This is a genomic window from Actinoplanes philippinensis (assembly GCF_900113015.1).
GTDB classification, from domain to species: domain Bacteria; phylum Actinomycetota; class Actinomycetes; order Mycobacteriales; family Micromonosporaceae; genus Actinoplanes; species Actinoplanes philippinensis.
This window is the reverse complement of the sequence record NZ_FONV01000005.1, coordinates 554,156-579,934: the sequence shown is the minus strand read 5'-3', so window position 1 is coordinate 579,934 and position 25,779 is coordinate 554,156. Positions and strand designations below refer to the sequence as shown.

The following is a 25,779-nucleotide window of genomic DNA, read 5'->3' as shown; positions in this document are numbered from 1 at the left end:
CCCGGCGCCGACCGCCCAGACGTTAGGGGCGCGTCTCACAGAAAGCAATTCCGGAACCGGGATCGGAGAATTCTTATGGCCGCCTTAAAGAAAATATGTGGATCGGCCCTCGAACCCCGGGGATCATCCGAACGGATGATGTCCAGGGTTCACGCGGATGTGGAGAAAAGTCTCTGACCAGGAATGGTAACTGATAGAGCGGTGAACGCCACTATCCGTCAGCGGGCCAGAAACCGCGCGCGACATAGACGTCGCGCAACACCTCGATACGGTCCGTCATGATGCCGTCGACACCCATGTCGAGGAGCCGATTCATTTCTTCCGGATCGTCGATCGTCCACACATGGACCTGCAATCCGAGCCGGTGCAGATAGGTGAGAAATCGCGGAGTGAGCACGGTGACCCGGCCGTGGCGGACCGGGATCTGGGCGGCGACCGCCGACTCCGGCACCCGCAGGCGCACCCCGGCGGTCGCGGCGAGCCACAGCCGGGCGGTGGCCCGCAGGCCCAGGGAGGTGGCCACCCGTGGCCCGGTCAGCGCGCGGACCCGGGCCAGCCGGGCGTCGCTGAACGAGGCGAGCAGCACCCGGTCCTCGGCGCCGGCGGCCCGGACCGCGGCGACGGCCGGCGCGACCACCCCGTCGGCCTTGACGTCCACGTTGAAGCGGATCCCCGGCCAGGCGTCCAGGACCTCGTCGAGGCGGGGTACGGCGGCGGCGCCCCCGACCCGTACCGAGGAGAGGTCGGCCCAGGTCAGGTCGGCGACGCGGGCCGGCTGCCCGGCGACCCGGTCGAGTTCCGCGTCGTGGATGACGACCGGCACCCCGTCCGCGGTGGCGTGCACGTCGGTCTCCACGTACCGATAGCCCATGTCGACGGCGCGCCGGAACGCCTCGGCGGTGTTCTCGTCGCCGTCGGCGGCCCCGCCGCGGTGCGCGAAGGCGAGCGGGCCTGGACTGTCCAGATACGGGTGGACCACCGGGGCAGTATGCCGGGGCTTGTCGACGTCGCCCGAAAGAGGTCGAATGGCGGTGGCGGCGTAGAGGGGGCGCGATGTCCGGACCCACTGTTGTCATCATCGGCGCGGGGATCGTCGGGTGCGCGCTCGCCGACGAGCTGACCGGCCGCGGGTGGACCGACGTCACCGTGCTGGATCGGGGCCCGCTCTTCGTGACCGGCGGCTCCACCTCGCACGCGCCGGGGCTGGTCTTCCAGATCCATCCGTCCCGGACCCTGTCGCGGCTCGCCCGTTACACCGCCGAGAAGTACGCCGGGCTCGGCTGTTTCTCCCCGGTCGGCAGTCTCGAGGTGGCGACGACGCCGGCCCGTCTCGCCGAGTTGCACCGCCGGTTCGGGTTCGGGCAGTCGTGGGGGGTCCCGTCATCGGTCCTGGATCCGGCCGCCTGCGCAACGTTGTACCCATTATTGGACAAATCAGTAATTAGCGGCGGACTGTATGTGCCGTCCGACGGACTGCTCCCGGCGGTCCGCGCGGCCGAGACGCAGGCCGCCCGGGCCACGTCGCGGGGCGCCCGGTTCCTCGGCGACCGGGCGGTCACCCGGGTGCTCTCCCGCGCCGGGCGGGTCACCGGCGTCGCGACCGCCGACGAGGAGTTCCGGGCCGACCTGGTGGTCAGCTGCGCCGGGTTCTGGGGGCCGGCGATCGCGGCGATGACCGGGGTGCCGATCCCGCTGCTGCCGATGGCCCACCAGTACGTACGAACCACTCCGGCCGGCGCCTCCGACGGCCTGCCGATCCTGTGCCACCCGGACCGTGACCTGTACTTCCGGGCCCACGGGGATCGGCTCGGCATCGGGTCGTACCGGCACGAGCCGATGCCCGTCGACCTCGCCGACCTGCCCGGTGACGACCACCCGTCGAAGCTGCCGTTCACGCCGGACACGTTCAGGCAGTCCTGGGCGGCGTCCGCCGAGCTGATCCCGGCGCTGCGCGGCGCCACCCCGGAGGAGGCGTTCAACGGCGTCCTCTCGTTCACCCCCGACGGTTTCCCGCTGCTCGGCGAGGCGGCGTCGCTGCGGGGTCTCTGGGTGGCGGAGGCGGTCCGGGCGGCCCATTCGGCCGGGGCCGCGAAGGCGGTCGCCGAGTGGATGGCCGACGGCCGGCCCGCGATCGACCTGCACGAGTGCGACCTCAACCGGTTCGACGCGGCCCAGCTCTCGCCCGACTACGTGCGCCGCCGGGCGGTACGCACGTTCGTCGAGATCCACGACATCGTGCACCCGGCCGATCCGCCGCCGGTGCGCAACGTCCGGGTCAGCCCGTTCCATCCCCGGCAGGCCGAGCTGGGCGCGGTCTTCGGCGAGGCCGCCGGGTGGGAGCGACCTCTCTGGTACGCGACGAACCCGCCCCCCGAGTCGCCGCGCCCCCGGGACGAGTGGTCGTCGCGGCACTGGTCGCCGATCGCCGAGACCGAGGCCCGGGCGACCCGCCGCCGGGTCGCCCTCTACGACATGACCCCGCTGACCCGGATCGACGTGACCGGCCCGGTCGCCTTCCTGTCCGGTCTGGTGGCCGGTGACGTGGACCGTCCGGCCGGGACCGTCGTCCACACCGTCATGCTCGACCCGGCGGGCGGGGTGCGCGGCGACGTCACGGTGGCCCGGCTCGGCGAGGACCGGTTCCGGATCGGCGGGAACGGGCCGCTCGACGTCGACTGGCTGCGCCGGCACGCCCCGCCCGGTGTCTCGGTCCGTGATGTCACCGGCGGCACCTGCGGGGTCGGCCTGTGGGGCCCGGCCGCCCGGGAGCTGCTCGCCCCGCTCACCGAGGTGGACGTGTCGGCCGAGGGGTTCCGCTGGTTCCGCGCGCGCGAGGGGCACGTCGGCACGGTTCCGGTGGTGATGCTGCGGCTGTCCGGTGTCGGCGAGCTGGGTTGGGAGATCCACACCGAGGCGCAGTACGGGCTGCGCCTGTGGGACACGCTGTGGGAGGCCGGCCGGGAACACGGCCTGATCGCGGCCGGCCATGCGGCGTTCGACAGCCTGCGCCTGGAGAAGGGGCATCGCGCCTGGGGGCGGGACGTCACCGGTGAGGACGACCCGTACCAGGCGGGGCTGTTGCCGGCCGGCGACCGGGCCCCGGAGCGGTGGCTCACCTGCCTGGTGCTGGCCGACACCGGGGACGTGCCACTGGGCGGTGAGCCGGTGTATGCGGGCGGCTTCCCGGTGGGCCACGTGACCAGCGCGGCGTACGGCTGGTCGGTGGGCGCGCCGATCGCGTACGCCTGGTTGCCGTCGGCCCTGGCCGTGCCCGGAACGCAGGTGGAGATCGGCTATTTCGACCGCCTGCTGCTCGCCACCGTGGCGACCGAGCCGCTCTTCGATCCACGGCACCAGCGTCCACGGCGCTGACCTGCGAAGTTATCTGACGATTCTGCGTCGCGGGTGGCCCCGGTGTGACTAGCATCGAGTCGATCGGGTCGGGCCTCGCACGGGTTCCGCCGTTCACACGATCGTGGGTGCACCCGGATCGGCGAAAGCGGTGTTTCCCCTGCTCATGGCGGCCGAAACGAAACCGTCCGGGGTAAATAACGGGACTCGCTCACACGGCTTCGCGGACTGCCCTAGCTTAGGCCAGGTCTAAGTCGGGCAAATCCGTTTGAAGTGGAGTATGTCGTGCGCTTTTCTCGTTCACCCAGGGTCGCGCGAGGCGGTCTCTGGGTCTCCGCCGTGCTCTCGATAGTGGCCGCGGTGAACTCGGGAGGAGCGTTCGCGGCCGACGCCGAGCCGAAGTACGCGCCCCCGCTGGCACTGAACGGAACCGCCTCGCTGATGTGGCGGGCCGGGGACGACGAGCGGGTCATCCGCCTGACCGACGGCGGTTACCGCCAGGCCGGGTCGGCCTGGAGCACCGAGCAGGTCGACCTGACCGGCTCCTTCGAGACCACCTTCAAGGCACACCTGCGCAGCGGCAAGCGCGGCGCCGACGGCATCGCCTTCGTGGCGCAGGGCGAGGGCCCGCGCGCGCTCGGCGGCTGGGGCGGCGGTCTCGGCTACCGCGGGATCCACCACAGCGTGGCCGTGGAGTTCGACATCTACCGCAACTCCCCGGATCCGAGCAGCAACCACCTCGCGGTCTCGATCAACGGCAACCCGGACCGGTACGAGTCGGCCGCCGAATCCTCGATCCCGCTCTACGGCAAGCCGTTCCAGGCGCGGGTCCGGTACGACGCCGGCCACCACCGGCTGACCGTCCACGTCCGTGCTCTCGGCCAGGGCGCCACCGAGGAACTCCTCCTCGACCAGCCGGTGAACCTCGCCGCCCGGACCGGTGTGAGCAGCGGCTGGGTCGGGTTCACCGGCGCCACCGGCAGCCTCACCGCACGCCAGGACGTCTACGAGTGGACGGTCGGCGCGCCCAAGGCGTGAGCGGCCGTCTCCCGCCGGGGCACGCGCCCCGGCTCCTGCCCTTGCTCCGGCCCGGCCCGGGCCGACTGCACCCTCCCCGATCGGAGAGAGTTATGCCCACGGTCGACCGTGTGCTTCCCGGCGAGACGAACGCCGTCATCGACATCCAGGACATCCACACCGCCGTACCGGCCATTCCCGGCCTCCCGGGCGAGCCGGGCGACGGCGCCGAGCCGGAGCCCCGGATCAGCGTCATCGTCCCGGCGCTCAACGAGGCCCGGAACATCCCGCACGTCTTCGCCCGGCTCCCGCAGGTGGACGAGATCGTCCTGGTGGACGGCGGATCGATCGACGACACGGTGGCGGTGGCCCGGCGGCTGCGGCCCGACATCCGCGTCGTCCGGCAGAACCGCAAGGGCAAGGGCAACGCTCTGGCCTGCGGGTTCGCCGCGGCCACCGGCGACATCATCGTGATGATCGACGCCGACGGCTCGACCGACCCGCTGGAGATCCCCCGGTTCGTCGAGGCGCTGCGCGAGGGCGCCGACTTCGCCAAGGGCTCCCGGTTCCGGCCGACCGGCGGCAGCGCCGACATCACCCGGCTGCGTCGAGCCGGCAACAAGTGCCTGAGCATGCTGGTCAACGTCCTCTTCCGGACCCGCTACAGCGACCTCTGCTATGGCTACAACGCGTTCTGGGCACACTGCCTGGACGTCTTCGAGCTGGACCACACCTCCCCGGCCCCGGACAACGCGGACGGCCGGCTCTGGGGTGACGGCTTCGAGATCGAGACCCTGCTCAACCTGCGCGCGGCCCGGGCCGAGCTGAAGATCACCGAGGTCGCCAGCTTCGAGCACAACCGCATCCACGGGGTCAGCAACCTCAACGCGCTCACCGACGGCATGCGGGTGCTGCGGACGATCGCCCGCGAATGGCCCCGCCGGACCCGGGTCAAGCGGGTCGCCGAACGGCAGGCCCGATGAGGATCGGCATCGTCGCGAACGCCTACCACCCGGACATCGGCGGGGTGGAGACCCACGTCAAGCGGCTCTGCGCCGGCCTGATCGCGGCCGGCGACGAGGTCGAGGTGATCACCCAGCACGCCGTCCGGTCCGTGGAGACCGTCGACGGTGTGCTCGTGCGCCGTTTCCCGTTGACCGTCCCGGCCGGTGACTACCGGCTCTCCGTGCCGCTGTGGCGCTGGCTGCGCGCCCACGCCCACGAGTACGACGTCCTGCACGCGCACAGTTACCACGCCCTCGCCGCGCTCTGCGCCGCCCTCGGCAACCGGTCGCCGCTGGTGTTCACGCCGCACTACCACGGCACCGGGCACACCCGGTTCCGGGCCGCGCTGCACCCGCTCTACCGGCCGCTGGGCCGGACCATCATGAACCGGGCCTCCGCCGTCGTCTGCGTCACCTCGGCCGAACGTGAGCTGGTGCTCCGCGACTTCCCGGCCGTCGCCACCCGGGCCGTGGTCATCCCGAACGGCACCGACCCGCGCCCGGCCCGCGGCCCGATCTCGCCCCGCACCCGCCGGATCCTCTGCGTCGGACGCCTGGAACAGTACAAACGGGTCGACCGGGTGATCCGCGCGATGACCCGCCTCGGCCCGGAGCACCGCCTCGACGTGGTCGGCACCGGCCCGGCCGGCGACCGGCTGCGCAACCTCGCCGCCGGGCTCGGGCTCGCCGGGCGGGTGGTCTTCCACGGCCGCCTCGACGACGCCGCCTTCGACTCCTGCCTGTCCCAGGCCTCGGCGGCGGTCTCCGCCTCCACCCACGAGGCGTTCGGCATGGCGGTCGCCGACGCGCTCGCCGCCGGCCTGCCGACCGTGGCCGCCCCGATCCCCGCGCACCGCGAGGTCGCCGGGCTGGCCGGGGACAGCGCGTGGCTGCGGTTCGCCGACCCGGACGACGAGAACGACCTGGCCACCGCGCTCCGGGACGCCGCCGCGATCGGGCGCACCCGGCCGGCCATCCTGCCGACCTGGCCGGACGTGGTCGGCGCGACGCGGAGCATCTACGCCGCGGTAGCCCGCCGGACCACCAACCCTGTGGGGGCCGTCAGTCGATGAGTGCTGCTACGGCCAGTCCCACCCTCGACCGGCGGGACGGCCGGGACCCCGTACCGGCGCCACGCGCCTGGGCCGGGCCGGTCGCCGCCGGCATCACTCTCACGATCACCGGGGCCGCCGGGGCCGCCGCCCTGGTCACGGCCTACCGCCGAGCGGAATGGGGACAGGACGGCGCGTTCGACTGGTTCTGGGCGGGCATGCTGGTGTTCAGCCTGCCCGCCGCATACTGGGCGATCCGCCGCGGATCCAGCGCCCGCCTGCGCCTCGCCGTCCTGATCGGCTACGCCTGCTTCACCTACCTGCCGAAACTGCTGCGCAACCCGGCCGGCCCGCTCTACCACGACGAGTACGCCCACTGGGGACAGAGCCACGACATCCTCCTCGACGGCCTGCTCTTCCAGCAGAACCCGATCGTCCGGGTGATCGGCGACTACCCCGGCCTGCACGCCACCGTCGCCTCGCTGGCCACGCTCACCGGCGTCACCGTCTGGCACGCCGCCCTGTTCGTGCTGATCCTCGCCCACGTGCTGCTGACCCTCGGCGTCGCGGTGCTGGCCGGTCAGTTGTGGCCGGACCCGCGGGTCGCCGCCGCGGCCGCCATCGTCTACAGCCTGAACAGCTCGTTCCTCTACTTCGACACCCAGCTCGGCTACGAGTCGCTGGCCATCGGCGTGCTGGTGTGGGCGCTGGCCTGCGCGATGCGCGCGATCCGGGCGGCCGGCGTCCGGGCACGGCTCGGCTGGGCCGCGCTGTTCCTGCCGTTCACCGTGGCGATCACGGCCACCCATCACCTGACCGCGATCTGGCTCACCGGCATGCTCGGCCTGATCGCCGTCGCCTGCACGATCCTGCGCGTGCCCGCGCGTACCGCCTGGGCCCTGACCGCCACCGCCGGCGCCTCGGTGGCCCTGTGGATGGCCGCGGTGTCACCGCGGACCGGCACCTACCTGGAGCCCTACCTGGGTCGCAGCCTCTCCCAGTTCGGCGGACTGGCCGGCGGCGGCTCCGGCGGCCGCACCCTGTTCAACCAGTCGGTCGCCCCCTGGTGGGAGCAGCAGGCCGCCTTCCTCGCCCCCGGGGTGGCCCTGCTCGCCGTCGTCGGCGCCGCCGTGCTCTGGTGGCGCCGGCGGACGGTCACCGATCCGCTGACCCGGGCCGCGTCCGGCGCGATGCTGCTGCTCGGCGCCCTGTACTTCCCGGCCACGCTGCTGATCCTCACCCCGTCCGGCGCGGAGGGCGCACGCCGGTCCTGGGCCTTCAGCTACCTCGGCATTGCCGTGGCGACCGCCCCGTTGATCATCGCACTGCTGGACCGCGCGCGCCGCCGGATCAGCGGTTCCGCCATATTTCTTCTGGCGACGTGCGCCCTGGTCATGGTCGGGAACACGGCCGCCGGCATGAACCCGTCCTACCGGTTCCCCGGCCCGCCGGTCTTCGGCTCGGACACCCGGGCCGCGACCCCCGAGCTGCTGGCCGCGTCCGCCTGGCTGCGGGAGACCCGGGGCCGCGGCGCGCGCCTGGTCGCCGACCGCTACTCCGGCCTGATCTTCGGCTCCTACGGCGAACAGGAGCCCACCACCGGCTCGGAGAGCTTCCCCGCCTACGAGCTGTACCTGGCGAAACCCGGCAGCCCGATGCCACCGGCCCTGATGGAGCAACTGCGGGCCTGGCGTTTCGAATACCTGGTCGTCGACCGCCGGATGGCCGAACAGGTCCCCGACATCAAGATCTACTTCGAGACGAACGAGCCGATCCCGCACGACGGGCGCCCCGGCTTCACCAGGGCCCAGCTGACCAAGTTCGACACCCTGCCCTGGCTGGTCAAGGTCTACGACGGACCGCACATCGCGATCTACCGCTTCGACTTCGACAGCCAGAACCGGCGCATCCACATGGGAGCCCCATGATCGTCCCCCCGCTTGCTCGTACCCCCGTCGTCCGGCTGCTGCTGGTCGCGTACCCCGCCCTCGCCTGCCTCCTCCCGGCCGCCGGCCGGCCCTGGCTCACCGTCCCCCTGGCCCTGACCGCCCTCGCCGCCACCGGAGCCCTCTGGATCCGGGCCCTCCCCGGCCCGCCCGCCGAAACCGGAGTCCCCGCCGCCCGCCCCGGCCTCACCGCCGCGGCCGGCCTGATCACGGTGCCGCTGCTGGCGCTCCTGCTGCACGCCGCCGGCCGTCCGGTACGCCCCACGCCCCTCGTCATCGCCTGCGCCGCACTGGTCACCGTCCTCGGCGCGGTCGCCCTGATCCGCGACCGCCGCCGGACCGCCGTCCGTCCCGGCCTGCCCTACCAGCGCCGGCACGACCCCGCCTCGCCTCCGGCCTCGACACCCCGGCCGCCGTCCATCGCCGGGCCTGCCGCCGGCCTCCCGGCCGATTCCGCTCCCTCTTCCTTCTCCTGGTACGACCCGACGGGCTCTCCGGCAGTGCGGGGACCCGGCGACCCGTCCCACCTGTCACCCGAGGCCCCCGATCCGGACCCCCACGCGGCCGCCCTCTCCGACGACCCGTCAGCCACCCAGCCGATCCCAGCCCTCGACTCCGTCCCCGGGTCAAACGCTGCCGGCTCCTTCGGTGGGGCCGTGTCGTCCGTCGTGGGCGGGTTCGGCCGGGCCAGGGCCATGTCCGGCGTGGACCACCCGGACGGGCCGGTGCCACCGGACGCCGATCTCGTCGGCTCGGGTCGCGGATCGGCGCGGACGACGGTGGCGGTGACCGTCCCACTGGTCCTGGCGGTCGGCGTCGGCGGGCCCGCGGTCCACGCCTACCTGAACGCGCCGCACCCGCCGGAGCCCGGATATCTGAGCGTCGCCCTGAACGGATGGGCCACCGCCATCGACGGCCCGGTCACCGTTCCCGCGCGGGGCCTGGTGGTGCCGGTGCGGGTGACCAGCGCCGGCCTGGCCGACACGACCCGCCTGCTGCAACTGCGGATCAGCGGTCAGGTGGTGGCGAGCCGCCCGATGACGGTCGCCGCCGACTCGGTCCGCTCCCTGACCGTCTACATCCCGGCCCTTCCCCCGGACGGGCTCCTCCACTCGGTGGCCATCAGCGTCGGCGCCACCGGCATCGGCTTCTACGCCAGGGGACACGCCGGCAACCCCCTGAACCCGGGAACCACCGCAAGCGCCGCCGTGACCGGCCCGGGAGTCCGCCCCGCCGACGGCACCACCTCCGGGACGGCCCCCGCCGACGGCACCGGCCCGGCCGTGCCTCCGGCGAACGCGCCCGGCTCACCTTCCGGTTCCACCTCCGGGCCTGCCTCCGGATCAACTTCCGGTTCCACCTCGGGATCGACCTCCGGCGTCCTCACCGGGCCCGCCTCCGGGGGCGACCGCGGTGGAGCGGCCTTCACCGGCGACCGGGCCGGGACGGCGACCGGTGGATCGCGAGTCCCGGCGGCGAACGGCGGCGACCGTGCCGGGTCGGTCACCGGCGGATCGCGAACCAGGGCCGCGACCAGCGGCGATCGTGGTCCGGTGAACACCGGCGGATGGCGTCGCCCAGCCGCGAACGGCGGCGATCGTGGCCGGCCGGCCACCGGCGGGTGGCGTGGTCCGGCCCGGTCCCGTGGTGATCGGGCCGCGCACGGCGGCAACACTGATCGGGCCGGGCACGGCGGCAACACTGATCGGGCCGTCCGGCCGACCCCCGGGATCGCCGCGGGAGTGCGGGCGCATCCGGTCGCGCCCGGCCCGCAGCGTCCCGGCGCTGTTCGGGTGACCCCGTTGCCGGACATCGACGTGCGGCCTCGTCCGGTCTCGTCCGGCGGCGGGACCGGCCCGGTGCCCACGGAGCCGCACACCGGATCGAACACCCCGGCCGCTTCCGGCGGCGACACGACGGGCCCGGCGGACCGGACCCGCACGACCGGCACCAAGGGCGGCACCAAGGGCGGCCGGGCGGTGGTCCCGCCCGGCGCCGACGGCACGGTGTTCGGACCGGGTGACGGCCCCGCGAAGTCGGGCCGGGTCGCCTGCTCGGGCAAGCGCCGCGCCGTCCTGGCGGGGGAGCGGACCTCGTGCTGATCACCGCTCTGCGCCGGCTGTCCAGTGATTCCCTGGCCCGCAACAGCCTGTTGATCATGGCGACGACGGTGAGCAACGGCGGCCTGGGCTATGTCTACTGGATGCTGGCGGCCCGGGCGGTCCCCCCGAACCGCATCGGCACCGCGACCGCCCTGATCTCGGCCGCCACCGCGGTCAGCATGATCGCCAACCTGGGCGCCGGCCACATGTTCATCCAGCGCCTCCCCGGCAGCGACGCCGCCACCTGGTCCAGGATCGTGACGTCCGGCCTGTTCCTGGCCTCCGCCGCGACCACGGCCACGGCCACCGCGGTCGCCGTGCTGGTCCCGTTCTTCTCCGGCAACTTCGGATTCCTGTCCGGCCTCACCGGAACTGCCGCCCTGACCGCCGCAGCCGTGGCGGTGACCCTGACGACCCTGCTCGACAACCTCTATGTGGCCCACCGTGCAGGCCACGGGATGCTGATCCGGAACCTGGCGGTGGCCGCCGGCAAACTCGTCACCCTGCTCGCCGTCCTGGCCACCGGTCACCAGGGCGCCACCGCGGTCCTGGTCTCCTACGTCCTGCCCACCCTCCTGATCAGCCTGGCCACCATCGCCGTCGGCAACCGACGCCTACGCCCGTCCCCCCGGCCCGGCGCCGGTCCGGATTCGCCTCCCCCGGCAACCGTGTCATCATCGGCCGAGTCGCCGGGTATCAGTCCAGCAGGCGCCTCCACGGCCGGCGTCGCTTCACCGACCACCGGCCGGGCGGGTGTGGTGTCGCCGGTCGCCGGCTCGGCGAGCGGCGCCTCCGCGGTGGCTGCGGCATCGGTCGCTCCGCCGCAGCGCCGGTGGCGGGGGGCAGCGGCCGGGTTGCGGGCGGAGCTTCCGCACGTGCGGACCGCCGTCATCGGGCACCATCTGATCAATCTGACCCAGGCCGGCCCGGCCGCCCTGTTGCCGGTGCTGGTGACGGCCCGGCTCGGCCCGGACGCGAACGCCCACTTCTATCTGGCCTGGATGACCGCGTCGATGCTGTTCATGGTGTCTCCGGCGGTGGCATCGGCGCTCTACGCGGAACGCACCAACGCCGCCCCGGTGCCGGTGTCCCGCGCCGCCATGGTGGTCCTGGCCATGGTCGGCGCCCCCACCGCGGTCCTGGTGATCGCCGGGGACCGGATCCTGGCCCTGTTCAGCGCCGGGTACGCGGCCGAGGGCGGCCTCCTGCTGCAGATCCTGGTGCTGGCCGCGCTCCCCGACGCGGTGGCGAACCTGGCGGTGGCGCACTGGCGTTCACGCAACGAGTTCCGTCTCTGCCGACGCCTCAACCTGGTTCGCGCGGTCACCTGTCTGGCCCTGGCCTGGCTGCTCCTGCCGGGCGCGGGCGTGACGGGCGCCGGCGTCGCCTGGCTGATCGGCCAGACCGCCTCCGCCCTCCTGGTCGCCGCGGTGGCGCTGGTACGCCGTCACCGAACCCCGGCCGGTCGTGAGGGCGGTAGGGACCATCCGGAGACAGCACCGAAAGCCGGCTCACCGAACGTGACCGCCCCTGTCGAGACGGTGCGGGAGGTGAGCGAGCGCCCGCGTATGGGCCGGGATGCCGGGTCGCGGAACGTGAGCGGGCGGGCGGAGACGGGGAGGGAGTCCGGCCCGCTGGGCGGGGCCGGGCGAGGAGCCGGGGCGCGGGGCGGTGCCGGCAGGAATGGGCGCGCGACGGCCGTACCCCCCAAGGGTTTCCAGCGACCGCAAACCGGCAGTGAGGCACCTACCGGGAGAAAACGATGAGGATTCTGCATCTGTCGAATCTCTACGCGCCGGTCATCGGCGGGCTGGAGCGCAGCATCGCGACCAGCGGCGAGGAGATGGTGCGGCGCGGGCACGAGATCACCGTGCTGACGCTGGCGACGCCGGAGGCGCCGCACGACGAGACGATCAACGGGGTACGCGTGATCCGCATCCGGAGCATCGCGAACACGGTGGCGCCCGGCCTGAACCGGGATCCGCGCAAGCCGTTCCATCCGACGACGGCCGACCCGCTGGCGACGGCCGGGATCGCCCGGGTGCTCCGCGCACACGACTTCGATCTGGTGCACAGTCACGACTGGCTGATGTACAGCTACCTGCCGTTGCACGGAACGCCGCTGGGCCGCCCGCACGTGCACACCGCACACGATTTCGGGCTGACGTGTGTGCGCAAGACGTTCGCCCGGGACGGCCGCCGCTGTGCCGGGCCGAGCCTGGGCCGCTGTGTCCCGTGTGCCTCCGCCCAGTACGGCGCCCCCAAGTCTGCGCTGCTCACGATAGGTCTGCGGGCACACCGGCACCGGGGCATCGACTGCCTGACCGCGATCTCGAACTCGGTGGCGTCCGCGCTGAACCTGGCGCGGCTGCCCGGCGAGCTGCCGGTGCGGGTGATCTCCAGCCTGGTCCCCGACGGCCTCGACGAGCTGGCCCGGGTCACGCCGCGCCCGGAGTGGCTGCCAGACGGGCCGTACCTGCTGTTCGTCGGCCAGCTCGGCCCGCACAAGGGCATCGACGTGCTGTTCGACGCCTACGAGAAGCTGCGTGCCGGGCTCGCCGAGCCGCCGCGGCTGGTCTGTCTCGGGACGCCCCGCCACGACACCCCACCGGTCCCGGACGGGGTGCTGATCCGCACGAACGTGCCGCACCCGCAGGTGATGGCGGCCTGGCGGCACGCGGCCGCCGGGGTGGTGCCGTCGCTGCTGGAGGGCATGGGCCAGGTCGCGGTGGAGGCGATGCTGGCCGGCACCCCGCTGATCGCTTCGGCGTCCGGCGGGCTGCTCGACGTGGTCGGCGACGACGGCGTGAACGGCCTGCTCGTGCCGCCCGGCGACGCGGAGGCCCTGCACGCGGCCCTGTTGCGCCTGCTCACCGACCCGGACCTGGCCGCCCGGCTGCGCGCCAACGGTCTGCAGCGTGGCCTCGGCTTCACCGCGGCCCGTGTCGTACCCCAGATCGAGGAGGTCTACCGTGCCTGCATCGCCGCCTGACCCGTTCGGCCACGCCGAGGCCCGTCTGCTGAGCCGCTCGCCGCGGATCCTGGTGGTCGGTTCGGGATGGCGGTTCCTCTCCGGGATCAGCTACTACACCTGCCGGCTCAGCAACGCGCTGCACGACCGGTACGAGGTGGGCGCGATCCTGATGCGGCGGCTGCTGCCGGCCCGGCTCTACCCCGGCCGGGACCGGGTCGGGCGGTCCCTCACCGATCTGCGATACCACCAGGGGGTACGGGTTTTCGACGGCATCGACTGGTGGGCGGTGCCGAGCCTGCTCCGGGCGGTGCGGTTCCTGCGCCGGTTCCGGCCGGACGTGCTGGTGCTGCAGTGGTGGACCGGGGCGGTGCTGCACTCGTACCTGGTGCTGGCGATGGCCGCGCGGAAACTGGGGATCCGGGTGATCGTCGAGTTCCACGAGGTGCAGGACACCGGGGAGGCCCGGCACCGGTGGGCCGCCCGGTATGTGCGCCGGTGCATCCGGCCGCTGCTGAGCCGTACCGACGGGGTGGTGGTGCACTCCCGGTTCGACGAGGCGGCGCTGGCCGAGGCGTACGACCTGGGGGCGGTGCCGGCCGAGGTGGCGCTGCACGGCCCGTTCGACCACCATCTGCCCGAGCGGCCGCTGCGCGAACCGGGGGACGACGTGTGCCGGCTGCTGTTCTTCGGGACGATCCGGCCGTACAAAGGCCTCGAAGATCTTGTCGAAGCCTTTGCCGACCTCGGCCCCAACTATCACCTGACGGTGGTGGGGGAGACCTGGGAGGGCTGGACCGGGCCCGGCGAGATGATCGAGAGGTCGCCGGTCCGCGACCGGATCGAGTTTGTCAACCGCTACGTCGCCGACCACGAGGTCAACGAGTTCTTCGCCCGCGCCGACGTCGTGGTGCTGCCCTATCGGCGCAGCTCGGCGAGCGGCCCGCTGCACATCGCGATGAGCCACGGCCTGCCGGTGGTGGTCACCGCGGTCGGCGGCCTCGTCGAGGCCGCCGAACACTACAGCGGCACGGTCTTCGTCCCGGCGGCTGCGCCGGCCGAACTGCGGGAGGCGATCGTCCGTGCCGCGGGCCTGGCCGGTCGCCGGCACGCCGACCCGTCCTCATGGGGGCGTACGGTCGACGCGTACGCCCGCCTGCTGACCAGGATCGGCGTCGCTCAGGACCCGCCGTTCGACAGTGTCACGTCGTCGAACCAGACGGTCCCCCTGTTGTCGCCCGACTTGAGGTGAAGCTGGACGCTGGTCGCCCCCGGCGGGGCGACCGCGTCCACGGTCAGCCTCGTCCAGCCGCTGTCCCCCTTCGCCACCTGCTTCGACGAGTTCTGGCCAAGCCACCGGTCGTTGATGTCGAACCAGCTCAGCGCGATCTCGTTGGAGCCGGTCACCCCGGCGCCCCGCGCCCACGCCTCGGCATGCCAGGTCTGCCCTGCCTGCACCGGGTCGATCGGTGACGTCCGGATCGACGGGATGCTCGACCCGTTACGGCCGGTCCCGGTGAACCGCGCCGCGTAGGCGCCGGTCCGGGCCGTGCCGCGGGTCCGGGCGATCGGTCCCTCCTCGGAGAGGTACGGCCGCCACGGCGAACTGCCCGGGCTCGCCTCGAACCCCAGGTCCAGCAGCTCGTCGGTGATCCGGTTGCCGGCCCAGCCGTTGCGCACCACCCAGGTCGCCGGCTTGGCCGTGCCGTCCGCCCGGTACAGACCGAACCGGTACTGCGCCGGCACCTTCGAGACCTGCGAGTTCGACGGGATCGCGCCGTCGGAGAAGTCGTACAGCGTCCACGGCGCCACCGACCGCACCCCGGCCGTGGCGGCGGCCGCGAACGTCCGGGCCAGGAAGGTCGCCTGCTCACCCTCGCTGCTCGTGGCGGTGCTCAGGCCGGTCTCACCGATCACGATCGGATCCGGCGCGACCGCCGCCTGGGCACGCCGGATCTCCGCCAGGGCCCGCTCCGAGTTGCCGTAGAAGTGGAAGTCGTAGTAGTCCAGCGGGGTCTCGGCGAGGGCCGCCCGGATCCTGGCCAGGCCCGCCGCGCCGCTCTGACCGTCCACCGACAGGGTCAACGGCATCCGGGGTACGGCCGACCGAACCGCCGGAATCAGCTTGCGCACCCAGGCGACGGCGGCCGGATCGGTCGACACGAACTCGTTCTTCAGCTCCACCGACAGCACCCGCCGGTCGTCGGCATACGGCGCGAGCACCGCCTGCGCCCAGGCCGCGCTGCCGGCCGCGTCGGAGTAGCCGGACCACCAGTCGAACAGGGTGAGCTTCACGGTCAGGCCCTGCGAGTCGGCGATGCTGATGAACTTGCGCAGCCGCTCGGCGTACTCCGCCTTCGGTTTCGGATAGCCGAAGGCCTGCGGGAAGATGATGATCCGCACGTTGTCCGCGCCCAGGGCGGCCGCCTTGGCCAGGTCCGCCTCGATGCGGGCGGCGTCGAAGCCCGTCCACATCGCCGACCAACCGGCGTTCGACGGGTAGTAGTTGATGGTCCGCGCGGTGGTGACCGCCGCGAGCCGGGACTTCAGCGTCACTGCCGCTTCGCTCTGCACCGTCACCGGCTTCGGGTCGCCGATGGGCAGCACCGATGCGCGGGGGTCGGGCCCGGCCGCGGAGGAGCCGGAAGCCGGAAGCGTGACAGCAAGCAGGAGAGTGGAGGCCAGGATCGCCGCGTTGCGGGTACGAGCTGTCGTCACGGTGGTTCGAAGCCCTTCACATCGTCAGGTGGTGGGCCCCTCTCTTCGGTTGTCCGACCTCTCGACGTCAGGGCCGGGGCTGATGCAGTCCGGTTGCGATCCGGGAGCGTGCCCGCCAACCCGCTTCATTCCTCCGACAGCGGCCGATGGTCCCCGCCCGGCCCCCGCGGGCCGCCTCACCCGCCCCGCCGCCGGGCCGCCCGTCCCGCCCGTCCGGCCTTCGGGCCGCCCATCCCGCACGTCCGGCCCGTCCCGCCCGCCGAGCCGCCCGTATCGCAGGTCCCGCCTTCGATCGCCCGTCTCGCCCGTCCGGCCTTCGGGGCGCCTGTCCCGCGTGTCCGACCTATCCGGCCCCGCGTGTCTGACCTATCCGGCCCCGCGTGTCTGACCTACCCGGCCCCGCGCGTCTGACCTATCCGGCCCCGCGCGTCCGGCCTTCCGGGCGTCTGTCCCGCGCGTCCGACCTACCCGGCCCAGCGCGTCCGGCCTTCCGGGCGTCTGTCCCGCGCGTCCGACCTACCCGGCCCAGCGCGTCCGACCTACCCGGACCCGTGCGTCCGGCCTACCCGGCCCAGGGCGTCCCGCGCGTCTGGCCTTCGGGCGGCTGTCCCGCGCGTCCGACCTACCCGGGCCTCCCTGCCCCCGGCCTCGCGCGTCCGGCTTCCGGGTCGCCTGTCTCGCCCGTCCGGCTTTTGGGTCGCCTGCCCTGCGGATCCGGTCTCCCGCCCCGCCGGCCCCGCCCGCCCGGATCCGCGTCCGGTGGCGGGGACCCGGGCGAGCGGCGGGTGGCCTACTCCGGGTAATGGCGTGGCGTGTAGACCGCCGTGGTGCCGTCACCGCGGGTGACGGCGCGGGTCTGTGACGAGCCGATGATCAGCAGGCAGCGCATGTCGACGGAGGCCGGGTCGAGCGCGGCCAGCGTGGTGATACGCACCGACTCCTCCGGGCCACCGACATCCCGGCCGACCACCACGGGTGTGCCCGGGCGGCGGTGGGCGCGCAGCAACTCCAAGGCGCGGACCAGCTGCTCACGACGGGTCTTCGAGGCCGGGTTGTAGACGGCGATCACCAGGTCGGCGGCTGCGGCGGCGGTCAGCCGGGACTCGATCACCGACCACGGTTTGAGCCGGTCCGACAGCGACAGGATGCAGAAGTCGTGCCCGAGCGGCGCGCCCGCCCGGCTCGCCACCGCCTGCGCCGCGGTCAGCCCCGGAATGATCCGCACCGGAACGTCCAGCCACTGCGGATCCTCGGCCACCTCCAGAACGGCGGCGGCCATCGCGAACACGCCCGGGTCACCGGACGAGACGACCGCCACCCGGTGCCCCCGTTTCGCCAGGTCCAGCGCGAACGCGGCCCGCTCCGCCTCGACCCGGTTGTCCGAGGGGTGGCGGCGCTGACGCGGGTTCGGCGGAACGCGGTCCACATAGGGCCCGTACCCGATCAGGTCGTCGGCGTCGGCCAGCGCCTCCTGCGCCTCCGGGGTCAGCCAGTGCCGTGAGCCCGGCCCCAGACCGACCACCGTCACCCCGCTGGCCCGGCCGGCCGTCGCTATCCGGCTCAGCGCCGTGGCGTTCGCCTCCTCCAGACTCACCATGCCGGTGTCGGGGCTCACCGGGCCGATATCCGTCCCGGCACGTCTCGCGGCGGCAGCGTCGTTCCTCGCGGTGGCGTGCCTGTTTGCCGCGGTGCCCGCGTCGCTCGCGGTGGCGTGCCTGTCATCCGCGGTGGCTGGGTCGTTCGCGGTGGCTGGGTCGTTCGCGGTGGCCGGGTCGTTCCTCATGACCGGCGGAGTCAGCAGGGTGTCCAGGCCGGATGGACGACCGTTGTCCGCGTCGGCGGTGAACGCGGTCGCCGCCGGGCTCGGCAGCAGCGCCAGCGAGAAGTACGGAACCGTGGCCGGATCGACGTCACGCAGCGGCGCCGACCGTTCCCGATCGGTGGTGGCACGCTCCACATACCAGGCGTCGTCGAGCCGCCCGGCCTCCTCCAGGGCCTCACGGACCCCCTCGAAGGTGCGGCCCAGCTTCATCACGGCGGCCGAGTCGGTGGTGGCCAGACGGGCGGCCAGCTCCTTCGGCTCCAAGGTGCCGGGCAGGACGGTCAGCACCTCGTCCCGCTCCATCAGCGGCCGCCCCAGCACCGCGGAGGCGGCGCTCACCGACGTCACCCCGGGCACCACCGACGTCTCGTAGCGGCCGGAGAGCCGTTTGTGCATGTGCATGTAGGACCCGTAGAAGAACGGATCGCCCTCGGCCAGCACCACCACGTCGCGACCGGCGTCCAGATGCGCGGCCAGCCGGGCCGCCGCCTCGGCGTAGAACTCGTCGATCGCACCCTGATAACCGCCCGGGTGATCGGTGGTCTCCGTCGTCACCGGATAGATCAGGGCCTCCTCGATCTGGCCCTCCCGCAGGTAGCCGGCCGCGATCGCGCGGGCGTTGCTGCGCCCGTGGCGTGCCGCGTGATACGCCACCACGTCGGCCGCGCCGATCAGCCGCGCCGCCTTTACCGTGACCAGCTCCGGGTCACCGGGTCCCAGGCCCACCCCGAAGAGCCGCCCGGTCCTCGCCGCGGCGGTGTCGCGGCGGGATACGTCGTTCGTCATTCTGTTCCGTTCCGGCCTATTCGGCTTCCGAAGCGAGGGCGTTCACCGCGGCCGCGGTGATGGCGCTGCCACCCCGGCGTCCGCGCACGATCAGGTATTCCAGGCCGGACTCCGCCAGCGCCTCCTTCGACTCGGCCGCGCCGATGAAGCCCACCGGGATCCCGACCACGGCGGCCGGCCGGGGCGCGCCCGCCGCGATCATCTCCAGCAGCCGGAACAGCGCCGTCGGCGCGTTGCCGATGGCCACCACGGCACCGCCCAGCCGTTCCCCCCACAGGTGCAGGGCGGCCGCGCTGCGGGTATTGCCGATCTCCGCCGCCAGCCCCGGCACGGCCGGATCACGCAGCGTGCACACCACGTCGTTGGCGGCGGGCAGCCGGCTGCGCGTCACCCCGGACGCGACCATCTCCGCGTCACACAGAATCGGCGCGCCGTCGAGCAGCGCCTTGCGAGCCGCCGTCACCACCCCCGGGCTGAACCGGACATCCTCCACCAGATCCACCATCCCGCAGGCGTGGATCATCCGAACCACCACCCGCGACACGTCCTCCGGCAGCCCGGACAGATCCGCCTCGGCCCGGATCGTGGCGAACGACCGCCGGTAGATCTCCGCGCCGTCACGCACGTACTCCATGCTCAGGGCCTCCTCGCCACCGCTATCGCGTCTTCCAGCCCACTCGTCATGGCGGCGCCTCCGGAGCTCGCCACCAGGACGTCCTCGAGACCGCTCGCACCCGCCGCCCGGGCGTCTTCCCGGTCAGTCGTCCCCACCGCCACGGCTTCTGCCGGCCCGCTCCCGTTCGCTGCCGCTCTCGTGCCGCCGAGCCCGCCCTCGCGTGCCGCCGCTCTCGCGTCGTCGGTCCCGCTCATGCCGGCCGCCGCTCTCGCGTCGTCGGTCCCGCTCATGCCGGCCGCCGCTCTCGGGCCGTCGAGCCCACTCGTGCCTTCGAGCCCTCTCGTGCCGGCCGCCGCGACCCTGGCGAGGGCCGCGCCCAGCGTCGCGCCGACGGATCCCGCGCTGTTCGGGCCGCTCTCCGCCGTGGCCGTGACCAGTGCGGAAACGCCGATCCTCGCTGGTCGGCGCGCGGAGGTCGATGGTCCGACCGGCCCGGAAGCACCGGCCACCGGCTGACCGGCCAGACCGGATCCCTCACCCGCCAGCTGACCGACCGGCTCGGATCCCTCGATCACCGGGTGGTCGACTGGTCCGGATCGTGGGGCTATAAGCCGGCTCTTCGGCTGGAGTCCTTCCGGTGCCGGTTGGTCGATCGGTCCGGATTGTCCGGCCATAGGCTGGCCCTCCGGTTCGGATCCCCTGACCGTCGACCGGTCCTCAGGCTCGGAGCCTCCCGGCGCTGGGCGGTCGATCAGTCCGGATCGTCGGGCCACGGGCTGGCTCTTCGGCCGGGGTCCTTCCGGTGCCGGTTGGTCGATCGGTCCGGATTGTCCGGCCACAGGCTGGCCCTTCGGTTCGGATCCCCTGACCGTCGGCCGGTCCTCAGGCTCGGAGCCTCCCGGCGCTGGGCGGCCGATCGGTTCGGATCGACCGGCCGGTGAGTGACCGGCCGGACCGCCCTGCGCTCGGGCGATCGTGGAGACGTGCACACCCGGGTCGCCGTCGGCGGCCGGATGGCGGGTGATCAGGTAGCCGTCCCCGGTCGCCTCGGCGCGGACGTGTGGGCCCGCTGGGCTGCCGCATGCTCGGGCACAACCGACCCAGTGCACCGGGAGTCCGTCGACGAAACGGGCCGCGGCGGTGGCGTCGGCGCGCACGTCGGCCAGCGATTTCGCGCAGCCGGGCCGGCCGGCGCACGCGGTCACCCCGGACCATGGCGAACCCGGCGCCACCGCGAGGCCGGCGTCGGCCAGACGATCCACCCAGGCCGGAGCCGTCTCCGGCGCCAGATCGGCCACGACCACACCACGCCAGGGCGTCACGACCAGCAGGTCGGCGGCTTCCAGAGCCCTCAGTGGCGCGCCCTCCAACCGCCCCAACGGCACCAGAGCGGCGACTGCGGAGAGTCCGTCCTCCTGGGGCAGCGCCCCGATCAGATCGCCCGGATCCACGGCATCGATCGCTGTGGCTACATCGACCGGCACGGGCGTCAGGCCGAGCGCCTTAGCCACCCGTGCCGAGACCCGGGCCGGGCCGTCGGCGAGCTCACGCAGCCGCCATGCCGCAGCGCCGCCGGATCGCTGCACCTCCCGCTCGGCGAGAAACGCGTGCGCGGCGGCGATGAGCGTGGGCACCACATCGTCGAACCGGACGCGCAGACCGGTGTCGTGCCCCGCGAACCGAACGGCGAACAACCCACCGTCACCGGCCCTTTCCCGGCTTGTGCCACCGGGATCGGCTGGGACCGGGGCGGCGCCGGCACCCGACTCGATTTGGCGTGAAGCCCACAGGTCGGCATCGAGCCGGGCGAAGCGAGAACCGGTTGGGCCGACGCCAACCTCGGTGACACGTGGGCCGGGCCGGCCGCGGTGGGGCTCGGCGGGTTGTGGGCCGGGCAGGGTCGAGTAGGGCTCGGCGGGTTGTAGGCCGGGCCGGCCGCGGTGGGGCTCGGCAGGCTGTGGGACGGGCACGGTCGCGTTGGGCTCGGCGGACTGCGGGCCGGGCAGGGTCGCATCGGGCTCGGCAGGGCGCTGGCCCGGCACGGCGGGAACGGGCTCGGGCGTTCGCCGGTGGGGGACGACGGTGCCCGGCGGGGCGGCGTCTGGCGGGGCGGGGACCGCGGCCACGTCGGCGGCCAGCGGGACCTGGCCGAGGGCGAAGAGGAACTTGCCGGGCAGCGCGGCCAGGCCGGCGTCAGCCTGGATCGCCAGGTCGAGCCGTCCTACGAGAGCACGCACCGCAGATCCTGGTAGGGGCGGCGCCGCGATGTTCCGTACATTGTCGTGGGTTGTCGAAGGCAGAAGGCCCGCCGACCGTAACCGGGCCGCCAACGCCGGCGCATCGCCTGGCTGCAATGCTCTGAGCTGCAGGTTTGCGCGTGAGGTCAGCTCCAGGCAGCCGTCCCCGAACTCCTCGGCGAGCTCGCGCAGCGAGCGCAGCTGAGCCCCGGACAGCATCCCCCCTGGCAGCCGGACCCGGGCCAGCATGCCGTCGGCCGCGGCGTGCAGCCGCAGCGCGCCGGGACAGGCGTCGGTGTCTGACGAACGGGGAGTCATGGCCCGGATACTACGGCCGACCACCGACAGGAATTCACCTCCGTCGTGCGGTGGGTCGGGAGCGTCACAGCCGCCGTTCTGCCTTGACGCGGGACACCGGGGTTCGGAAAGGTTAGGGGCCAACGAGCGGCGACGCCGCGGAGGAAGCCGGTGCGAGTCCGGCGCGGTCCCGCCACTGTCACCAGGGGATTCTCTGGGAGCCAGGAACTCCGGTCGCCGTTGATGTCCGTCTACCCGGGGCGCGGACCCCGAGGGGGAGTGCGCCGTGTTCCTGCTGCTGTCGACGTCCGACACCGACCTGCTCAGCGCCCGGGCCAGTGGCTCGGCATGGCGCCCGGCCAACCCCGCCCGCACCGCTGTCGACGACCTGCCGGCCCTGCTCGACGGCGTCGATCTCGTCGTGGTGCGCATCCTCGGTGGCCGCCGCGCCTGGGAGGAGGGCCTCGACGCGCTGCTCGGGAGTGGTCTGCCGGTCGTCGTCCTCGGTGGTGAGCAGGCGCCCGACGCCGAGTTGATGAAACTCTCCACGGTGCCGGCCGGTGTCGCCGCCGACGCGCACACCTACCTGGCGCAGGGTGGCGCGGAAAATCTGGCGTCGCTGCACGACTTCCTCTCCGACACGGTGCTGCTGACCGGCAACGGGTTCGCCCCGGCGGTCGAGACCCCGCAGTGGGGGCTCCTGCCACGCGAGACGACACTCGAAACGCCACGCGAGACGACACCCGACGCGTCCGGGCCGGGCCGGGAGACGGTCGCGGTGCTCTACTACCGCGCCCATCACATGGCCGGCAACACCGCGTTCGTCGAGGCGCTGTGCCAGGCGATCGAGGCGAAGGGCGGGCGCGCGCTGCCCATCTTCACCGCCTCGCTGCGGACCGCCCCGCCGGAGCTGCTGGCCGAGCTGCGCAAGGCCGACGCGCTGGTGGTGACGGTGCTGGCCGCCGGCGGCACCCGTCCGGCCACGGCGAGCGCCGGCGGTGACGACGAGGCGTGGGATGTCGGCGTGCTCGCCGACCTGGACGTGCCGATCCTGCAGGGCCTCTGCCTGACCAGCTCGCGGGCCGCGTGGGAGGCCAGCGACGACGGCCTGAGCCCGCTGGACGCGGCGACGCAGGTGGCGATCCCCGAGTTCGACGGACGGATCATCACGGTGCCGTTCTCGTTCAAGGAGATCGACCAGGACGGGCTTTCGGTCTACGTGGCCGACCCCGAGCGGGCCCTGCGGGTCGCCGGGATCGCGGTGGCGCACGCCCGGCTGCGGCATGTCCCGCCGGCCGACCGGCGGATCGCGTTGATGCTGTCGGCCTATCCGACCAAGCACTCCCGGATCGGCAACGCGGTCGGCCTGGACACTCCGGCGTCGACGGTCGCCCTGATCAGGGCCCTCAAGGAGCGCGGTTATCAGGTCGGTTCCTTCTCCGATTACGACGGCGACGGCCTGATCCACACGCTGATCGCCGCCGGTGGCCAGGATCCGGACTGGCTGACCGAGGAGCAGCTGTCCGAGAACAAGGTGCGGATCTCGGGTTCGGCCTACGAGTCCTGGTTCGCGACGCTGCCGGACGATTTCCGGGAGAGCGTCGAGCAGCACTGGGGCCCGCCGCCGGGTGAGCTCTACACCGACGGCGGCGACATCGTGCTGGCAGCGCTCCGCGACGAGAACATCGTGGTGATGGTGCAGCCGCCGCGTGGTTTCGGCGCCAACCCGGTCGCCATCTACCACGACCCCGACCTGCCGCCGTCGCATCACTACCTGGCGGCGTATCGGTGGCTGGCCGACGAGTTCGGCGCGCACGCCGTCGTGCACGTCGGCAAGCACGGCAACCTGGAGTGGCTGCCCGGCAAGAATGTCGGCATGTCCGCGTCCGACGGCACCGACGCGGCGCTCGGCGACCTGCCACTGATCTACCCGTTCCTGGTCAACGACCCGGGTGAGGGCACCCAGGCCAAGCGGCGCGCCCACGCCACCCTGGTCGACCACCTGATCCCCCCGATGGCGCGGGCCGAGTCCTACGGCGACATCGCCCGGCTGGAGCAGCTGCTCGACGAGCACGCCAACATCGCCGCGCTCGACCCGGCGAAACTGCCCGCGATCCGGGCGCAGATCTGGACCCTGATCCAGGCCGCCAAGATGGACCACGACCTCGGCCAGCAGCACCGGCCGGACGACGAAGAGTTCGACGACTTCATCATGCACATCGATGGATGGCTGTGTGAGGTCAAGGATGTGCAGATCCGCGACGGGCTGCACGTGCTCGGCGCGGCCCCGTCCGGTGAGGCACGGATCAACCTGGTGCTGGCCATGCTGCGGGCCCGGCAGATGTGGGCCGGCAAGGTGGCTGCGCTGCCCGGCCTGCGGGAGGCGCTCGGCCTGGCCGAGGACGCGTCGACGGCGGAGACCGATGCGGTCGAGGCGGAGGCGCGCGCCCTGGTGACGGCGATGGAAGAGGCGGGATGGCCGACGACGGTCCCGGAGGGCTTGTCGGACCTGCCGGACGTGGTGCGCGTGCTGGAGTTCGCCGCCACCGAGGTCGTGCCACGCCTCGCCCGGACCACCGACGAGCTGACCCACGTCCTGCACGCGCTCGACGGCGGCTACGTCCCGGCGGGGCCGAGCGGCTCCCCCCTGCGTGGCCTGATCAACGTGCTGCCCACCGGCCGTAACTTCTACTCCGTCGACCCGAAGGCCATCCCGAGCCAGCTGGCCTGGGAGACCGGGCAGGCGATGGCCGAGTCGCTGCTCAACCGCTACCGCGCCGATCACGGCGACTGGCCCCGCTCGGTCGGCCTGTCCGCGTGGGGCACCAGCGCGATGCGCACCGCGGGCGACGACATCGCTGAAATCCTGGCGCTGATCGGTGTCCGCCCGATCTGGGACCCGGCGTCACGGCGCGTCACCGGGCTGGAGCCGATCGCGGCCGGTGAGCTCGGCCGTCCTCGCGTCGACGTGACGGTCCGTATCTCCGGCTTCTTCCGGGACGCGTTCCCCCACGTGGTGGCGCTGCTCGACGACGCCTTCCAGCTGATCGCCGGCCTGGACGAGCCGGACAACTTCGTGCGTGAGCACGCGCTGCGTGACCAGGGCGAGCACGGTGACTGGCGGCGGGCGACGACACGGATCTTCGGGTCACGCCCGGGGGCGTACGGTGCGGGAATCCTGCCTTTGATCGACAGCCGGAACTGGCGCGACGACGCCGACCTGGCCGAGGTGTATGCGGTGTGGGGCGGTTTCGCCTACGGCCGTGACCTGGACGGTGTCCCGGCTCGTGGTGACATGGAGAACGCGTACCGCCGGATCGACGTGGCCGCGAAGAACATCGACACCCGCGAGCACGACATCGCCGACTCCGACGACTACTTCCAGTATCACGGCGGCATGATCGCCACGGTTCGCGCGCTGACCGGTAAGGCGCCGGCGGCGTACATCGGCGACTCGACCAACCCGGACCAGGCACGCACCCGCAGCCTGACCGAGGAGACCGCGCGGATCTTCCGGGCCCGGGTGGTGAACCCCCGCTGGATCGCGGCGATGCGGCGGCACGGCTACAAGGGCGCCTTCGAGCTGGCGGCGACCGTCGACTACCTCTTCGGCTACGACGCGACCGCCGGCGTGGTCACCGACTGGATGTATGAGCAGCTCGCGGCCAGCTACGTGCTGGACGCGGAGAATCAGGCGTTCATGCGGCAGTCCAACCCGTGGGCGCTGCACGGCATCACCGAGCGCCTGCTGGAGGCCGCCGACCGCAAACTGTGGGACTCGCCGGAGCCGGAGACGCTGGCCGCCCTCCAGCAGCTTTACCTGGAGACGGAGGGCGACCTGGAGGACGGGCCGGCCTGAG

Annotated in this window: 15 protein-coding genes and 1 riboswitch; of the genes, 10 read left to right on the top strand and 5 right to left on the bottom strand. The window is 73.0% G+C overall.

All coding sequences use genetic code 11. The annotated features are described in order from the left end of the window. Positions 1 to 211: 211 nt before the first annotated feature. On the bottom strand, positions 212 to 979 hold the full coding sequence (locus tag BM290_RS15850) for a glycerophosphodiester phosphodiesterase family protein (protein WP_093614569.1): 768 nt from the start codon (positions 977 to 979) through the stop codon (positions 212 to 214). A gap of 74 nt (positions 980 to 1,053) precedes the next feature. On the opposite strand from BM290_RS15850, the gene BM290_RS15845 reads away from it, so the two are divergent. The 9 genes from BM290_RS15845 to BM290_RS15800 all read left to right on the top strand — a co-directional run bounded on the left by BM290_RS15845 (position 1,054) and on the right by BM290_RS15800 (position 14,695). Continuing rightward, positions 1,054 to 3,372, top strand: a complete 2,319-nt coding sequence (locus tag BM290_RS15845; protein WP_093614566.1) for a GcvT family protein — start codon at positions 1,054 to 1,056, stop codon at positions 3,370 to 3,372. 339 nt (positions 3,373 to 3,711) lie between these two features. Continuing rightward, complete coding sequence (locus tag BM290_RS15840) at positions 3,712 to 4,389, top strand: L-type lectin-domain containing protein (protein ID WP_239143572.1); 678 nt, start codon at positions 3,712 to 3,714, stop codon at positions 4,387 to 4,389. A 92-nt stretch (positions 4,390 to 4,481) separates the two neighbouring features. Beyond that, positions 4,482 to 5,351 (top strand): glycosyltransferase family 2 protein, encoded by an 870-nt coding sequence (locus tag BM290_RS15835; protein WP_093614564.1) that lies wholly within the window; start codon positions 4,482 to 4,484, stop codon positions 5,349 to 5,351. Continuing rightward, positions 5,348 to 6,445: a glycosyltransferase family 4 protein gene (locus BM290_RS15830; RefSeq protein WP_093614562.1), complete on the top strand. Its 1,098-nt coding sequence runs from the start codon at positions 5,348 to 5,350 to the stop codon at positions 6,443 to 6,445. Before BM290_RS15835 ends, BM290_RS15830 begins: the two co-directional genes overlap by 4 nt. Further along, positions 6,442 to 8,352: a hypothetical protein gene (locus tag BM290_RS15825; RefSeq protein WP_239143571.1), complete on the top strand. Its 1,911-nt coding sequence runs from the start codon at positions 6,442 to 6,444 to the stop codon at positions 8,350 to 8,352. Before BM290_RS15830 ends, BM290_RS15825 begins: the two co-directional genes overlap by 4 nt. Continuing rightward, positions 8,349 to 10,472: a hypothetical protein gene (locus tag BM290_RS15820; protein ID WP_093614560.1), complete on the top strand. Its 2,124-nt coding sequence runs from the start codon at positions 8,349 to 8,351 to the stop codon at positions 10,470 to 10,472. The genes BM290_RS15825 and BM290_RS15820 overlap by 4 nt, the downstream gene beginning before the upstream one ends. After that, positions 10,466 to 12,238: a lipopolysaccharide biosynthesis protein gene (locus BM290_RS49735; RefSeq protein WP_239143570.1), complete on the top strand. Its 1,773-nt coding sequence runs from the start codon at positions 10,466 to 10,468 to the stop codon at positions 12,236 to 12,238. The genes BM290_RS15820 and BM290_RS49735 overlap by 7 nt, the downstream gene beginning before the upstream one ends. Continuing rightward, positions 12,235 to 13,464, top strand: a complete 1,230-nt coding sequence (locus BM290_RS15805) for a glycosyltransferase family 4 protein (RefSeq protein ID WP_093614558.1) — start codon at positions 12,235 to 12,237, stop codon at positions 13,462 to 13,464. The genes BM290_RS49735 and BM290_RS15805 overlap by 4 nt, the downstream gene beginning before the upstream one ends. After that, entirely contained in the window at positions 13,445 to 14,695 is a 1,251-nt protein-coding gene (locus BM290_RS15800) for a glycosyltransferase (RefSeq protein ID WP_239143569.1), read from the top strand. Before BM290_RS15805 ends, BM290_RS15800 begins: the two co-directional genes overlap by 20 nt. Here BM290_RS15800 and BM290_RS15795 read toward each other — a convergent pair. The 4 genes from BM290_RS15795 to BM290_RS47280 all read right to left on the bottom strand — a co-directional run bounded on the left by BM290_RS15795 (position 14,623) and on the right by BM290_RS47280 (position 21,940). Beyond that, the gene (locus BM290_RS15795) at positions 14,623 to 16,161 is read right to left on the bottom strand and encodes a cellulase family glycosylhydrolase (protein WP_093614556.1); all 1,539 of its coding nucleotides are present in this window, start codon (positions 16,159 to 16,161) and stop codon (positions 14,623 to 14,625) included. The two genes, BM290_RS15800 and BM290_RS15795, sit on opposite strands and share 73 nt — an antisense overlap. A gap of 790 nt (positions 16,162 to 16,951) precedes the next feature. Next, positions 16,952 to 18,769, bottom strand: coding sequence for a precorrin-2 C(20)-methyltransferase (locus BM290_RS15790; RefSeq protein WP_093614554.1), 1,818 nt, complete (start codon positions 18,767 to 18,769; stop codon positions 16,952 to 16,954). Positions 18,770 to 18,785: 16 nt separating this feature from the next. Continuing rightward, positions 18,786 to 19,403 carry a precorrin-8X methylmutase gene (locus tag BM290_RS15785; protein ID WP_093614552.1) on the bottom strand — a complete coding sequence of 206 codons (618 nt, stop codon included), beginning with the start codon at positions 19,401 to 19,403 and terminating at the stop codon, positions 18,786 to 18,788. 2 nt (positions 19,404 to 19,405) lie between these two features. Then, entirely contained in the window at positions 19,406 to 21,940 is a 2,535-nt protein-coding gene (locus BM290_RS47280; protein WP_143133748.1) for a hypothetical protein, read from the bottom strand. 106 nt (positions 21,941 to 22,046) lie between these two features. Then, positions 22,047 to 22,168, top strand: a riboswitch (cobalamin riboswitch). 37 nt (positions 22,169 to 22,205) lie between these two features. On the opposite strand from BM290_RS47280, the gene cobN reads away from it, so the two are divergent. Continuing rightward, on the top strand, positions 22,206 to 25,778 hold the full coding sequence (gene cobN / locus BM290_RS15775; protein ID WP_093614550.1) for a cobaltochelatase subunit CobN: 3,573 nt from the start codon (positions 22,206 to 22,208) through the stop codon (positions 25,776 to 25,778). Position 25,779 lies beyond the last annotated feature (1 nt).